The sequence below is a fragment of the Polyangium jinanense genome, from assembly GCF_028435365.1.
Window position 1 is genome coordinate 1 of the sequence record NZ_JAGTJJ010000065.1, and the last position, 13,510, is coordinate 13,510.

General features: G+C 68.6%; 13 protein-coding genes. 7 read left to right on the forward strand and 6 right to left on the reverse strand.

Features of this window, described 5'->3' with window-relative positions; translation table 11 throughout:
* Positions 1-157 precede the first annotated feature (157 nt).
* Positions 158-1,987: a DNA methyltransferase gene (locus KEG57_RS46985; RefSeq protein ID WP_272423439.1), complete on the forward strand. Its 1,830-nt coding sequence runs from the start codon at positions 158-160 to the stop codon at positions 1,985-1,987.
* On the opposite strand, the gene KEG57_RS46990 is transcribed toward KEG57_RS46985, so the two are convergent.
* Together KEG57_RS46990 and adh are read right to left on the reverse strand one after the other, a co-directional pair.
* A complete protein-coding gene (locus KEG57_RS46990) occupies positions 1,965-2,360 on the reverse strand; it encodes a DUF779 domain-containing protein (protein ID WP_272423438.1) in 396 nt (131 codons plus the stop codon). The two genes, KEG57_RS46985 and KEG57_RS46990, sit on opposite strands and share 23 nt — an antisense overlap.
* Positions 2,360-3,880: an aldehyde dehydrogenase gene (adh, locus tag KEG57_RS46995; RefSeq protein WP_272423437.1), complete on the reverse strand. Its 1,521-nt coding sequence runs from the start codon at positions 3,878-3,880 to the stop codon at positions 2,360-2,362. The genes KEG57_RS46990 and adh overlap by 1 nt, the downstream gene beginning before the upstream one ends.
* 165 nt (positions 3,881-4,045) lie before the next feature.
* Here adh and KEG57_RS47000 point away from each other — a divergent pair, with 165 nt between their 5' ends.
* Positions 4,046-5,176, forward strand: a complete 1,131-nt coding sequence (locus KEG57_RS47000; RefSeq protein ID WP_272423436.1) for a hypothetical protein — start codon at positions 4,046-4,048, stop codon at positions 5,174-5,176.
* Between the two features lie 130 nt (positions 5,177-5,306).
* A complete protein-coding gene (locus KEG57_RS47005) occupies positions 5,307-5,573 on the forward strand; it encodes a hypothetical protein (protein ID WP_272423435.1) in 267 nt (88 codons plus the stop codon).
* A 308-nt stretch (positions 5,574-5,881) separates the two neighbouring features.
* On the opposite strand, the gene KEG57_RS47010 is transcribed toward KEG57_RS47005, so the two are convergent.
* Positions 5,882-6,223 (reverse strand): DUF3634 family protein, encoded by a 342-nt coding sequence (locus KEG57_RS47010; protein WP_272423434.1) that lies wholly within the window; start codon positions 6,221-6,223, stop codon positions 5,882-5,884.
* Complete coding sequence (locus KEG57_RS47015) at positions 6,175-7,752, reverse strand: serine/threonine-protein kinase (RefSeq protein ID WP_272423433.1); 1,578 nt, start codon at positions 7,750-7,752, stop codon at positions 6,175-6,177. Before KEG57_RS47015 ends, KEG57_RS47010 begins: the two co-directional genes overlap by 49 nt.
* Positions 7,753-8,213: 461 nt before the next feature.
* Here KEG57_RS47015 and KEG57_RS47020 point away from each other — a divergent pair, with 461 nt between their 5' ends.
* Positions 8,214-8,600 carry a hypothetical protein gene (locus KEG57_RS47020; protein WP_272423432.1) on the forward strand — a complete coding sequence of 129 codons (387 nt, stop codon included), beginning with the start codon at positions 8,214-8,216 and terminating at the stop codon, positions 8,598-8,600.
* On the opposite strand, the gene KEG57_RS47025 is transcribed toward KEG57_RS47020, so the two are convergent.
* Positions 8,597-9,856, reverse strand: a complete 1,260-nt coding sequence (locus KEG57_RS47025) for an MFS transporter (protein WP_272423431.1) — start codon at positions 9,854-9,856, stop codon at positions 8,597-8,599. The genes KEG57_RS47020 and KEG57_RS47025 overlap by 4 nt on opposite strands.
* Positions 9,857-10,041: 185 nt before the next feature.
* Here KEG57_RS47025 and KEG57_RS47030 point away from each other — a divergent pair, with 185 nt between their 5' ends.
* The gene (locus KEG57_RS47030; protein ID WP_272423430.1) at positions 10,042-10,437 is read left to right on the forward strand and encodes a c-type cytochrome; all 396 of its coding nucleotides are present in this window, start codon (positions 10,042-10,044) and stop codon (positions 10,435-10,437) included.
* A gap of 22 nt (positions 10,438-10,459) precedes the next feature.
* A complete protein-coding gene (locus KEG57_RS47035) occupies positions 10,460-11,461 on the forward strand; it encodes an alpha/beta hydrolase family protein (protein ID WP_272423429.1) in 1,002 nt (333 codons plus the stop codon).
* Here the strand turns inward: KEG57_RS47035 and KEG57_RS47040 are convergent.
* Positions 11,403-12,395 carry a DUF4846 domain-containing protein gene (locus KEG57_RS47040; protein WP_272423428.1) on the reverse strand — a complete coding sequence of 331 codons (993 nt, stop codon included), beginning with the start codon at positions 12,393-12,395 and terminating at the stop codon, positions 11,403-11,405. The two genes, KEG57_RS47035 and KEG57_RS47040, sit on opposite strands and share 59 nt — an antisense overlap.
* 328 nt (positions 12,396-12,723) lie before the next feature.
* Between KEG57_RS47040 and KEG57_RS47045 the strand changes: the two genes are divergently transcribed.
* Positions 12,724-13,281: a GNAT family N-acetyltransferase gene (locus KEG57_RS47045; RefSeq protein WP_272423427.1), complete on the forward strand. Its 558-nt coding sequence runs from the start codon at positions 12,724-12,726 to the stop codon at positions 13,279-13,281.
* The last annotated feature ends 229 nt before the right edge of the window (positions 13,282-13,510 follow it).

A 13,510-nucleotide genomic window follows, 5' to 3' on the forward strand; every position in this document is an offset into this window, starting at 1 on the left:
CCATGCGCAAGCTGCTCGGTGCGGTCTACAGCGTCGCGAAAAACCGTCGACCCTTCACGCCGCAGCTCGCCGCTGCGTCGGTTACGGACTGACGATTTTTCTTGCGTGGGGGTCCCGGTATCTCAGGTGCCTTGACGCACGGGAGGACACGAACATCATGGGGCCCGTGACCGGAGCGCCCGAGCGCGTGGAGGAGACGATCAGCGCCGCCGAGCGCCGGCAGCTCGGCGTGCATTACACGAACGAGGCGTTCATCCTCCGCACGATCCGGCCGCTTTTCCTCGACGTGCTCGAAGCGTCGCTCGCCGCGGCGAGCACGGCCGTCGCGCTCCGCGCCTTCGTCGAGCGGCTCCTCGGCCTGCGCTTCCTCGATCCCTCGTGCGGCGCGGGGAATTTTCTCGTGGTGGCTTACCGGGAAATACGCAGGCTCGAGATCGAGGCCCTCGTTCGCCTGCGCGCCCGGGGCACGGTCCTGCCGCGCCGCGTGCGGCTCGACCAGTTCTGCGGGATCGAGATCGACGAGCGCGCCGCGAATGCCGCGAAGATCGCGCTGGAGCGTGAGGCCGAGGCCGGCGAGCTCGAATTCGTGGGGCCGAGCGGCGTCGCGCCGCGCATCACGGTCGGCAATGCGCTGCGGATCGACTGGAATGATGTTTTACCAGCCGGGCGAGCGTCGTTCGTCTTCGGAAACCCGCCATTCGTGGGCATGGCCTGGATGAGCGCCGAGCAGCAGGAGGATCGCCGCCTCGCATTCGAACAACTCGACACGCGCGGGCTCCACGCCGGCAGGCTCGATTATGCGGCGGCGTTCATCGCCCGCGCGATGACGTACCGCGAACGCCACCCCGTCCGGTTCGCGTTCGTCGCCACGAACTCGCTCACCCAGGGCGAACAGGCGCGAAGCCTCGGCCCCTTGCTCCGCCGGTACGGGTATCGGATCGATTTCGCGCACCGGACGTTCCACTGGGCGAGCGACGCGAAAGGGAAAGCAAACGTCCACGTGGTCGTGATCGGGTTCTCTCGCGGAAAATCGTCACCGCGCCGGATCTTCGATTATCCCGATCCGCGAGGCGAGCCCGTGGAGCGGGCGGCGAAGAACATCAACGTCTTTCTCGCCGACGGGCCGGACGTCGTGCCGCGGAAACGAAAAACCCCGCTCGGATCCGGCTATCCCGCGGGCACGAAGGGCAGCCAGCCGACCGATGGAGGGCACCTCGTCGTCGAGCCCGCGGATCACGCCGCCGTGATGGCCGATCCCGTGGCCCGGCGGTACGTGCGCCGGTATCTGCAGGCATCCGAGTTTCTCTGGGACGAGCCGCGCCATTGCCTATGGCTCGAAGGCGTACGCCCCGAGGAAATTGCGGCGTCACCCGTGCTGCAAAAGCGTATCGAGGCCGTGCGTCGCGTGCGCCTCGCCTCGCGCACGCCGTCGGTACGGGATCTCGCGGACAAACCGTGGCTCTTCACGCAGATCCGGCAGCCCTCTTTCCGCTACCTCGCGCTCCCCGAGGTCTCGTCCGAGAACCGCCGCGTGATCCCCGCGGCGTTCGTCGATCCGGACGTCATCGCCGGCAACAAGTTGATCACGTTTCCGGGCGCGGACGACTGGGTCTTCGGGATGCTGCAATCGAGCATGTTCATGGCCTGGGTGCGGGCCGTGGCCGGGCGCATGAAGAGCGACATCAGCATCGCGCCGCACCTGACATATTGCACGTTCCCCTTCCCCACACCGGACGCCAAGGGGCGTCGTCGCGTGGAGGAGGCCGCGCGCGAGGTGCTCGCGGTACGAGAGACGTTCCCGGGCAAGAGCCTCGGCGAGCTTTACGATCCGCGGAGGATGCCGGAGGAGCTCGCGCGGGCCCACGATGGGCTCGACAGGGCTGTGGAGGGGCTTTTCGAGGGGGGAAAACCGTTCCGCACGGAGGCGGACCGGCTGCGGGCGCTCTTCGAGCGTTATGCCACGCTCAGCCTTGCGGGCCGCGCTTGACGCCGGCGGCGTCGAGCGCGCAGAGCTCGTCCCCGCCGAAGACATTCGATCGCGTGAGGAATCGCATGCCCTCGGGGGACTCGATCGAAAAACCGGCCCCGCGGCCCGGGACGGCGTCAATCACGAGCTGCGTGTGTTTCCACAGCTCGAACTGCGCGCCGCCGATGTACACGGGGCAGCCCTCGATCTCGCCGAGCAAGACGTCCCGCTCGCCCACCTTGAACTCACCACGCGGGTAACACATCGGGGCGCTGCCGTCGCAGCAGCCCCCCGATTGGTGGAACATGAGCGGGCCGTGGCGCGCCACGAGCCGACGGATGAGGGCGATCGCCGCCTCCGTGGCCGTGACGCGCGGCGGGACCGTGGGTTCCATCAGAAGAACCCCAGCGCCTTCGGGCTATAGCTGACGAGCAGGTTCTTCGTCTGCTGGTAATGCGAGAGCATCATCTTGTGCGTCTCGCGCCCGATGCCCGATTGCTTGTACCCGCCGAACGCCGCGTGCGCCGGATAGAGGTGGTAGCAGTTCGTCCACACGCGGCCCGCCTGAATCGCGCGGCCCATGCGATACGCCGTGTTGATGTCGCGCGTCCACACGCCGGCACCGAGACCATAAAGCGTGTCGTTCGCGACCGAGAGCGCCTCGGCCTCGTCCTTGAACGACGTGACGCTCACGACCGGCCCGAAGATCTCCTCCTGGAAGATACGCATACGGTTCGTTCCCTCGAAGATCGTCGGCGAGACGTAGTACCCATTGTCGAGATCGCCGCCGAGGCGCACGCGCTCGCCGCCGAGGAGGAGCTTCGCGCCCTCCTTCTTGCCGATGTCGATGTAGGAGAGGATCTTTTCGAGCTGATCACTCGACGCCTGCGCGCCGATCATCGTCGTCGGATCGAGGGGATTGCCCTGCTTGATCTTCTTCGTCCGCTCGACGGCCCGCTCGATGAACTGGCGGTAGATCTTCTCGCCCACGAGCGCGCGCGAGGGGCAGGTGCAGACCTCGCCCTGGTTCAGGGCGAACATGGCAAAACCCTCGAGCACCTTGTCGGCGAAATCGTCGTTCTGCGCGAAAACATCCTCGAAGAAGATGTTCGGCGACTTGCCGCCGAGCTCCAGCGTGACCGGGATCAGGTTCTCCGAGGCATATTGCATGATGAGCCGGCCCGTCGTGGTCTCGCCGGTGAACGCGATCTTCGCGATGCGCGGGCTCGACGCGAGCGGCTTGCCGGCCTCGAAGCCGAAGCCGTTCACGATGTTCACGACGCCCGGCGGCAGGAGATCACCAACGATTTCGGCCCACAGCAGGATCGTGGCCGGCGTTTGCTCGGCAGGCTTCAAGACGACGCAATTGCCGGCGGCAAGCGCGGGCGCGAGCTTCCACGCAGCCATGAGCAGCGGGAAGTTCCAGGGGATGATCTGACCGACGACGCCGAGCGGCTCGGGGAAATGGTACGCGACGGTGGTATCATCGATCTGGCCGATCGTGCCCTCCGAGCCCCGAATACAGCCCGCGAAATAACGGAAATGGTCGATGGCGAGCGGCAGGTCGGCCGCGAGCGTCTCGCGCACGGGCTTGCCGTTGTCCCACGTCTCGGCGACCGCGAGCTTCTCGAGGTTCTGCTCCATGCGGTCGGCGATCTTGTTCAGGATGTTCGCGCGCTCGGTCGGCGAGGTGCGACCCCAGGCGGCGCGCGCGGCGTGCGCGGCGTCGAGCGCCTTGTCGATGTCCTCCGCGGAGGAACGCGGAATCTCGCAGAACGGACGGCCGGTCACCGGGGAGATGTCCTCGAAATGCTCCCCCTTCACCGGGGCGACCCACTCGCCGCCGATGTAATTCCCATAGCGGGACTTGAACGAGACCTTGGAGCCTTCTTGGTTGGGCGGCACGTAGACCATTGCGATTTCCTCCGCGAATGTCTCGCCCCCCGACGTGCCCCCCGCGGGCCGCCTCGGAGGCGAGCGAGGAGCAAACTCCCCGAGGTGGCCGGTGTCAAGGGGTTTGGGGCGCAGCGAGGCTCTGAACGCACCGGTACAGCCCGCGCGTGTGGTAGAGTCGCTGCCATGTCGGATCTCATGTCGGAGAACCACCTCGGCCCCCTGTTCTCGTCGTTTCTCGTCGACGGGGTGGGTACGCTGGGCTTCCTCGCGCTTTTCGGCGCCGCGCTGCTCGCGCGGGCCCGCAAGCGCGCGGAGGCGCGGGCCGCCGAGGCCTCGTTCGACGGCGAGAAGCAGCTCGTCGTGGGCGAGGCGATGGTCTTCGGCAAGGTCGAGCGAGCCGAGGGGTCGGAGACCACGGTCCGCGTCGAGGTGGATCAACACGGCGAGGAGTCCGAGAGCTCCGGCGTGTGGTCGCACAAGTGGACGGAAAAGAGTCGGCGCGTCATGGTCGCGCCATTCTATCTGCGCCTCGCGTCAGGCGAGCGCGTGCGGGTCGAGCCGCGGGACGACGTGTTCCTCGTGGACGAGATGGACGGGCTCGTCCGCGTCGACCTGAAGTCACGCATGCGTTACGCCGAGCTCACGCCCGGCGAACGCGTGTACGCTTCGGGCGTGCTCTCGCGCGCCCCGGATCCGGAGTCACAGCCGGGGGCGGGATATCGATCGGGGCGCGAGGGATTCGTGCTCCGGCCGCCGCGCAGCGGACGTATGCTGCTCTCGTCGCAGCCGCTCGGTGAGCGTTTCCACGATCGTGCACGCTTCCACGAGCGCTGGGCGGGGTGGATCCTGCTCGCCGCGATCTCGTTCCACGTCATCTTCCTCGGCTATCACGTGCGACGCTGGGCGGGCACGGACACGACGGCCACCATCAGCAAGCTCGACCATTACGTCACGAAGGGCGATGACACCGTGACGCACCATTACAGGGTATGGCTCACGCCGCGGGACGGGGTCTCGGTCGACGACGAGGTGGAGCCGGAGGATTTCGCCTGGATGCACGAGGGACAGATCGTGCCGGTGCGGCTCGTCGAGGGGCCTTTCGCTTCGACCACGACGATCGGTGGTCACCTGACGGTCCACGACCTCGCCTGGAGCGTGGTACCGCTGCTCATCGGAGCGTGGCTCATCTACAGGTTCCGAGAGCGGGCAACGCGGCCCTGGTACGAGCGCGAGGTCGTGGATAGCGGCAGTGGGAAGCTCGAAGAGACGTTCGAGGCCGAGAAAAAGCGAAGCCAGCCGCGCCCGCAGGCCTAGGCATCTTATCGATGCACTTCAATAAGCCGGGGAGTTCGGGCTGGATTTCGTCACGGGAACGGATTAGGGTCGCCTAAAGCCGTGAGGGAGAGAACGCTCCACGCGGCGCACAACCAGAGGGGTATACGACATGGCAAAGCACAGTTTTTCGGTCAATTTCCCCGGCGCCGCAGTCGACATCATCGCGAAGGCGAAGGGCGCGATCGAGAAGGCCGGCGGCAAGTTCGGCGGCGACGAGAAGAAGGGTGACTTCTCGGTCCCGACGCCGGCCGGCAAGGTGACAGGCGTCTACACGATCACGGGCCAGTCGTTCGCCGTGGACATCACGGATAAGCCCTTCGTGGTGCCCGGCAAGGTGATCGAGGAGCAGGTCAAGTCGTTCCTCGCGAAGGCCTGAAAGCGTAGCGCCGGGGTTTCACCCCGGACCCAGACCAGGGGTTGTCCACCCCTGGACCCGGACCAGCGCAAGCGCTGGACCCGGGGCGACAGCGCGCGATGCGCGCTGTCGACAGGGAAAACGTCGCTACCAGATACGACAGCGCCGCCGTCTCGGCTGGCAACGTGGTTCGTGGTCTTGCCACGGGCCCGTCGGAGAAACCGCGCACTGCGCGGTTTCTCCGTTTTCGGTCCAGGCCGTGCCTGGTCCGGGTGCAGGGGCGGATAGCCCCTGCTCGGGTCCGGGGTGAAACCCCGGCGCTACGGCCCCTAGCGAGCCCCGCTGCGCTTCACGCGCCGGGCCGTGCGCAGGCGGGCGACGGGGAACCGTCCGACCACGTTGCGGAGCCTTTGCGCCGTGGTCTCGTCGATCCCTTTTTCGGTGCGGACCACGACACGTCCGCCCTGGAGCCGGAGCACGATCGTCCCCGTTGCGCGGGATCGACCGAGGACGTCTTCGATGTCGGCGGCGAGCTCGGCCGGCGCTCGGCCCGAGAGCCGCGCGACCCTTCCACCTTCTGCTTCGACGACGAGCAGCCGGCGCGTCCTCTCCACCGAAACGATCACGACCACGACGAACGCGACGAGCCCGAAGGCGACGAGCCAACCCACGCCGCAGCATAGCAAGCTTCGATGCGCGTCGCCGCTCCCGGCCCGGGGGGTGCCGTGGCCCGCCGCGGCTTCGCGCGCAGCAGGGCAAACGCCACGATGGCGCCCACGACGAGGACCACGAGCACCACGTAGATCCACGTCCGGGAAGGACCTCGGGCCAGCGCCTTTTCGGGCGTTTTCTTCCGAGCGGCCGGCTTCCCCGGCTCTTCCTTCAGGTTGGGGATCGTGGCCTCCTCGGGATCGGGACCCGCGACTGCCTTCTGCGCCGCTGCGGCCTCCGCCGAGGTATTGAGCTCGGCCGTCGCCTTGGCGATGTCTGCTGCGAGCTCGGATTGATCTCCGAAATCGGCCGAGTCGAAGATCGACGCCAGACGTTGCCCCCGCGACTCGGGCCCGACGAGCCCGCTCACGCTGCGCTTCAGCGTCACGGACGGCGACGCTTCGACGATCGTTGGCTCGCCGTCCGGCGAGACGAGCTTCGGGCTCAGCGCCGTCGTCGAGGGGAGACGCCGCGCGAGTGCGAGGTGCGGCATTCTCGAGAGGACTGCTGTGGGCTCGTCGTCGCTCCCGGTCTGTGTCGTCTCCTCGTCTTCGTGCGAAGGCACGCGGGCGGCCTCGCGGGGCGCCGTGGTGGCGAGCCCGCCGGAGAGCTCGTGGTAGACCTCGCGCACGGCGGCCTGCATCTCGCGCGCGGTCTGGAAACGATCCTTTCGTTCGAAGGCGAGCGCGCGGGCGAGGAGCTCGACGAGGGCGCGAGGTGCGCCGGGTGAGATCGTCGCGAGGGAGGGCGCCGGCGTCGTCACGGCGGCGACGAGCGACTCCTGCGGCGTGAGGTTGCCGTGAACGAACTGGCCCGTGAGCAAGGTGAACAGAGTTGCGCCGACCGAGTAGAGATCGGAGCGCTCGTCGACGTTCTGCCACTGCCCGCGGGCCTGCTCGGGCGGCATGAACGCGGGCGTGCCGATCACGATGCCGTTCACGGTGAGCGCCTTGCCGCGGGGCGCCTCGCGGAGCTTGGCCACGCCGAAATCGAGCAGCTTGATCTGGCCCGTGCGGAGGAGGAAGACGTTCTCGGGCTTGAGATCGCGGTGCACGACGCCCTTCTCGTGGGCCGCGGCGAGCACGTCGAGGATCGGGTCGGCCATGGAGAGCACGTCGTCGAAGTCGAGGCTGCCGCCGCTGCGGAGCCTCCGCGCTTCGAGGGTCTCGCCGTCGAGCAGCTCCATCACGAGGAACACGCAGCCGTCCTCGTCGACATCGTCGTCGAGGATGGAGACCATGCCCGGGTGGCTCACGGCGTTGACGGCGTAGGCCTCGCGCAGGAAGCGGTCGCGGGCGTCGGCGATCGCGTTGAGCTCGGGATGGATGATCTTGATGGCGACGCGCTTGCCGGTGCGATGGGTCGCGGCGTAGACCGCGCCGAACCCGCCCGTGCCGAGCACGCCCTCGAGGCGCCACTTGTCGCGGAGCACGCGCCCCACGCGCTGTCGCGCGATCTGGGTCGCGAGGCTCGGGGGGGCGCTGTCCATGTGGGCGCGCAGGGTACCAGAAGTCCGGCTCTTGGGGGAACGTCCTCCGCAGCGAGCCCGGTCGCCGGCCGAGGGCGCGCATCACGAGCGGTCCGGAAGAACCCCGGCGCCGCCTGCCGCCCGTTCCCCTCCGGGGAGCGGCGCTGTTCTTCGTGCCAAACATGTGGCACATGCGCCAGGTTTTTCCGCGGAACTTCGAAATCGAGCGAACCCGTTCGAAAAAAAATCACGAAAGTTCGCAACTGGGGTAAAGCTCCGGTCGATGGACGGGCACGAGCCTCGATGTCGCCGCGCGTGGCGCTGGACGAGGTCCGTTCCAGTAAAACCCGATCCTGTAGACGAGCACCATGAAACCTCCCCGTCCCCCCCGTCGTCCCCCGTCGCAAATCCCCTCCCCTCGGGGTTCGTCCGGACGCCCGGCCCCCCCTCCGGACCCCGATGCCGAGGAGCTCCGCGCCCTCGTGTCGGAGGTGAAGGACAAACTGGTCCGCACGGACGACTTCGGTCACGTGATGGACGCGTTTTTCCTGCAGCTCGGCACGAAACTCCGCTTCCTCACGAAGGGCGTCCGCATCGACGAGCAGCCGCTCCTCGGCGCGCTCGTGCCCATGGCCGAGCAGATGGCGCGCAGGCCGCTCCGCGTCCTGGAGATGAAGCTGGTCCGGCTGCGCGAGCACCGCCTGTCGCACGGAATGCTCTACTTCTCGGGCTGGCTCGGCGTCGTCCTCCTTTTCGAGGACATCGGCATGGGCATCCTCGCCATGAGCGAGTCGGACCTGCGCGGGCCGACGCTTTATGGCCGGTTCAAGTTCCTGGCGACGGAGCGGCCCGCACGTCCGCCGAACTAGCCTCGCTCGAGGGCGGTTTTTCCCAGGGAAAGCGGGGCCTCCGCCCGCCGGAGCGAGAGCGCGATCCAGGCGACGAGCCCCGCCCCCGCCGCCATGGCCCCGATCGCCTGGAGCGAGAAGGAGGCCTGGTACAGGAACGCCGCGAGGAGCGCGCCCACCACCATCGTCGTGGTGGTCGTGAGGTCGTCGATGCTCGACAGGCGGCCGATCATCGCATCCGGCGCAAGGCGCTGGAGGGACGCGCTCGTGAGCACCCAGTTGCTCCCGCCGCCCATCCCCCAGACGAGCACGGTGACGAGCAGGAGCGCAGGCCAAGGCTGCACCAGGGAGAAGGTAACGATGCCCACGAACGTGGTGAGCGCCGCCGCGTGTTCGAGTCCTCGCCCCGGATCGTTGCCCCGCGTGAAGAGCGAGATACCGAGCGGGCCGAGCCCCGTCCCCGCCCCGCGCACGGATTGCAAGATGCCGAGCGAAATGGCCGCCGCGCCGAACGGCGCCACCTGATCCGCGACGAGGTTCAGCGTGACCCAGCCCATGCCGCCCGCGAGCGCCGCGGGCACCTTCGAGAAAACGGCCCGGAAAAGCGCCGGCTGCGCGCGCGCATGCTCGAACGCCGCCCAGAGATCCCGCGGTACGGCCCGCACGAGGCCCCAGACGCCGGCGGACTGCGGCTGTCCGGCGCCCTCGGGCTTCATGGAGGGCAGCCCCGCCGCAAGCGAGGCGGCGAGGAAGAAGGAGACGGAGTCCACGAGGATCGCGGGCACGGGACCCAGCGCGGCGAGCAATCCGCCGAGCGCCATGCCCGCGACGAACGTGACGCTCCAGGTCCCGGAGACGATGGCGTTCGCCCGGAGGAGCTCCGGCGGCTCGACCGTGTGGCGGAGCGCCGCTGTTTCTGCCGGGACCATGAAGGCCGTGAACGCGGAGCGCACGAGCACGAGCGACTGCAGCGCCACGAGCTCGCCCCGCGCGGCCGCGAGCGCCATGGCGAGCGTGAAGGCAGCCTGGACGAGCGGGATGCCGACGAGCAGGCGCCGCCTGTCGAACCGGTCGGCAACGAACCCCGCGATGGGCGACAGGCACGCGTGCGGGAGGGAGTGCGCCGCGAAGACGCCGACGAGCGCGAGCGCGCCCCCGCCATGGTCGAGCGCCAGCCGGCTCACGGCGACGAACGCGAGCCAGTCGCCGACGAGCGAGATGGTACCAGCCGCCCAGAGGCGCCGGAACGCAGGGCGGCGGCGGAGGAGGTCGAGCATGCGGCAATCATGGCAGCTTTCTCCGCATCCGCGCGCGAAGGGGACATCGGATTGGCAGATGCTCAATCGACCAGCACGGCCCACCTTCCGTCCCTTCCCCTTCGTGCTAGCTTGCCGGCCGTCCTCGCGGCCCCTACCGAGGGCGAGCCTCGCTGCGGATGCCCCGGGCGAGCACGGGAGATCTGGTGGTTTTGTCACGACGGTATCGGCTTTTCCTGCTCCTCTTCGCGCTCGCCGCCCCTGGGGCGTTCGCCGCATGCAAGTCGAAGCAGGCTCCACCGCGCGAGGTGGCCGGCGGGGACGCGGAGCGAGGACGCGAGGCGATCAAGAAGTACGCGTGCGGCGCCTGCCACCTCATCCCGGGCGTCGAGGGGGCGATCGGCAAGGAGTCGCATCCGCTGTGGGGATTCGCGAACCGGGGCGACATCGCGCACGTCGCGCCGAACACGCCGGACAACCTCATCAAGTGGATCCGCCGCCCGACCGATCTCGATCCCCGTACGAAGATGCCGACCCTCGGCGTGAGCGAACAGGAAGCGAAGGACATCGCGGCGTACCTCTACAAGCTGAACGGCGAGTGATCGGGTATCCTCGGCCGACCGCATGAGGAAGGCCCGCGCCCTCGCCGCCGCCACGCTCGCGTTCGTCGCCGTCTCTGGGGGTGCGGCCGAGGCAAACCCGCGCCGCCGCGTGGGATATCCCTGCGCCGGGTGCATCTTTGATCCGCCGCCCGAGGGAGCGACGAAGGCGCCGCTGCTCGTGGTGCTTCATGGAGACGCGCCCGGCGGCAAGACGCCGCTCGTGGAGCGGGATTCCTCGCCGTTCGTCGCGGCCGCCGCGGCGCGGGGCGTGGCGATGTTCGCGCCGATGTGCCCCAAAGCGGAGGGGTGCCGGGTCGGAAGCTTCTGGCAATGGTCGCAAGGCAATCCGACAGAATGGATCGAGGCACAGATCGACGCGATTGGCCGGGACTACGGGATCGACGCGGATCGGGTGTGGATCGCGGGTTGGTCGGGGGGCGCGTCGTTCCTCGGGTGGAACTGGGCGCGGCTCGGGGCGCGGTATGCGGCGGTGGTGTTCGTCGGCGGGGGCATTCCGCCGCGAGACAGCGCTTGCGCGCCGGAGCCGAATCCGACGTGCGCGCCGCCGGCCTATTTCCTGGTCGGCGACCGGAACCCACTGCACCACCTCGCCCGGGGGCTGCACGAGCGCGTGGCCGCCTGCACGCGCGACGTGACGTGGGACCTCTTGCCCGGCAAGGATCACGCGGGCGAGTGGCGGGCGCTCGGCGCGAAAGGGAAAGCCGACAGCCTGCTCGATTGGCTCGCCGCACGACCGCGGTCCTGCAAAACCGAGCCCGTCGCGCCGGATCCGCCGCCGGATCCCCCGCCTCCGCCTCCGCCTCCGCCTCCACCGCCTCCGCCGCCAATGACGCCGCCGCCGGCTGCGCTTTGCGGATGCCGAATGGGCAAGCCGAGCGCGGCCTATGAATGGTTCGCTTTTTCGTCGGCCGTGGCGCTCCTGCTCGATCGACGGAGGCGCCGTTCTACTCGGGCAAACGGCGGATCGAATCGAACGGGAATGGGTCCCAGAACGGAGTCGTGAGCGCGCCCGACGCCTCGTCGATCACGAACCACGCACGGGCAGGCTCGGGGCGAATCACATGGACGTTCTGCGCCGGGACGAAGCTCTGGCCGAGCAGGACCGCGCGGCGCCCGGCCGCGTCCTTGGCCATGTCGAGGACCAGGACCGTGTGGCCGAACGGCACGCCGGTCAGCACGAAAAAATCCCCGGGTCGCAAGGCGCCGAGGGCCACACGCTCGCCGTCCCGCGCGAGGGCGCCGGTGTTGGTCCAGCCAAACACGTCGTCGAGCCAGGTCCGGAAGAGCGCGTGTGTCGGCTCGGCGCGCTTCGCCGACGGGACGAGCTCGATCCGATTGCCGTCCACGCGCACCCGCTGGCCCGAGGCGTACCGCTGGAATTCGAGCTTCGTGCCGCTCGCCGTGCGGTAGGCCTGGTCGCGGTGTCCATGCGACCAGCGCCACTCCGCATGCAGCCGGATGATCGCGTCGGCGCATTGCTGCAGGTCCGCCTTGCCGATGTCGATGGCCACGACCGCGGCGACATTCGGGTGGCCGTCCGCGCGAATCTCGTCGCCACGGTAGGACTTCACCGGCGTGCCCTTCGCGGCGAGCGGCAAGGTGCGCAGAAACGCGCCGAAGCCGTCCGGGGCGAGGGGCACGCGGGTGAAGCCGGGTGGAGGTGAGAACCGCCGCTCGAGCGTGTCGACCGGCGCCGGCGTGCCCGCGGCTCCCCCTTCGAGCCAGGGGTACTGCGCAAAGGCGTCCGCGGCGGGGGGGCGCGCGGGGGACGGGCTCGCCGGCCCGCTGTCCTGAGCCTGAGCGCTCGTCGAGGGAAGCGGGCGAACCGGCTCGGGGTGCACGGTGGTCTCGCCTGCATCGCGCCGGGGATCCGCTTCCGTCGGCCCGAGCGCCGTGCATGCCGAAAGCGAGCCGAGAAGCGCGAGGGTCCACCGCATGGTCATCTCCTTCCGATCCGATCCTCCACGTGATCGAAGGGGCGCCCGAAAGTGTGACCCGATCTCGCTTCGCAGGGCTCGCGCGCCCGGTGGCGAGGCAACAAAAAAACGAGCGCCTACTCTACGGCGGGGGGGGCGGCCGGAGCAGGCGCTCTGCCCGTAGATATTGCACGCACCGGGCCAACACGTTTCCAGCGTGGATCCGGATATTTGGCGAAGGGTTCTTCCGGGCCGACTTTCAATCGTGCAACACTGCGCGTCGCGATCGTGCAACGCGTCGAGGCATCGTTGCTGATGTCACGAAACGGTGAGAGGCTCCGCGACCCTCATGGTTTCCTTCACCCCGTTCCCTACCCTCGAAACGCCCCGCCTCGTCCTGCGTGAGCTCGTCCCAGCCGACGTGGAGACGATCTTCCGCATGCAGTCCGACCCCGAGGTGGTCAAGTACTTCGGCCGTCCCGCGCACGCGAGCCTCGCCGAGACCGAGAAACTGTTCGGGATCGTGTTCGACGCGCAACGCGACGTCACGGGCATCCGCTGGGGCCTGTCGCTCAAGGACAGCGGCGAGCTCGCCGGGACGTGCGGGTTCTGGCGCTGGGACAAGAACCACCGCCACGCGGAGATCGGCTACGAGCTCGCAGCCGCGTTCTGGGGCAAGGGCCTCATGGTCGAGGCGCTCCGGCCCATCCTCCGCTACGGCTTCACGCAGATGGATCTGCACCGGGTCGAGGCGACCATCGACCCGGACAACCACGCCTCGCAGCGCGTCCTGGAAAAACTCGGCTTCAAGCGCGACGCGCTCATGCGCGAGAACTGGTTCCACAACGGCAAGTTCACGGACTCGGCCATCTACGGCCTGCTGGAGCAGGAGTTCCTCGTCGAGTGACGCTTCGCTGGGGCGTTGCCCCAGGCCCCACCCGGGGCTATCCGCCCCGGGACCCGGACCAGCGCAAGCGCTGGACTCGGGGTCGATGAACTGCGCATCGCGCAGTTCATCGAACAGGCCGATTCAAGACTGGCGAGCGACCCTGCCCATCAAGACCGCCGCGCTGCCATTTCGATGGGCAACGCCGTCTCTGGTCTTGCCACCGGCCTGTGGGAAGAACTGCGCATCG

What these genes read in the sequence shown, in the direction of transcription:
- KEG57_RS46985 (WP_272423439.1), top strand. Translation starts at nt 158, where the DNA reads ATGGGGCCCGTGACCGGAGCGCCCGAGCGCGTGGAGGAGACGATCAGC.
- KEG57_RS46990 (WP_272423438.1), bottom strand. Translation starts at nt 2,360, where the DNA reads ATGGAACCCACGGTCCCGCCGCGCGTCACGGCCACGGAGGCGGCGATC.
- adh (WP_272423437.1), bottom strand. Translation starts at nt 3,880, where the DNA reads ATGGTCTACGTGCCGCCCAACCAAGAAGGCTCCAAGGTCTCGTTCAAG.
- KEG57_RS47000 (WP_272423436.1), top strand. Translation starts at nt 4,046, where the DNA reads ATGTCGGATCTCATGTCGGAGAACCACCTCGGCCCCCTGTTCTCGTCG.
- KEG57_RS47005 (WP_272423435.1), top strand. Translation starts at nt 5,307, where the DNA reads ATGGCAAAGCACAGTTTTTCGGTCAATTTCCCCGGCGCCGCAGTCGAC.
- KEG57_RS47015 (WP_272423433.1), bottom strand. Translation starts at nt 7,752, where the DNA reads ATGGACAGCGCCCCCCCGAGCCTCGCGACCCAGATCGCGCGACAGCGC.
- KEG57_RS47025 (WP_272423431.1), bottom strand. Translation starts at nt 9,856, where the DNA reads ATGCTCGACCTCCTCCGCCGCCGCCCTGCGTTCCGGCGCCTCTGGGCG.
- KEG57_RS47035 (WP_272423429.1), top strand. Translation starts at nt 10,460, where the DNA reads ATGAGGAAGGCCCGCGCCCTCGCCGCCGCCACGCTCGCGTTCGTCGCC.
- KEG57_RS47040 (WP_272423428.1), bottom strand. Translation starts at nt 12,395, where the DNA reads ATGCGGTGGACCCTCGCGCTTCTCGGCTCGCTTTCGGCATGCACGGCG.
- KEG57_RS47045 (WP_272423427.1), top strand. Translation starts at nt 12,724, where the DNA reads ATGGTTTCCTTCACCCCGTTCCCTACCCTCGAAACGCCCCGCCTCGTC.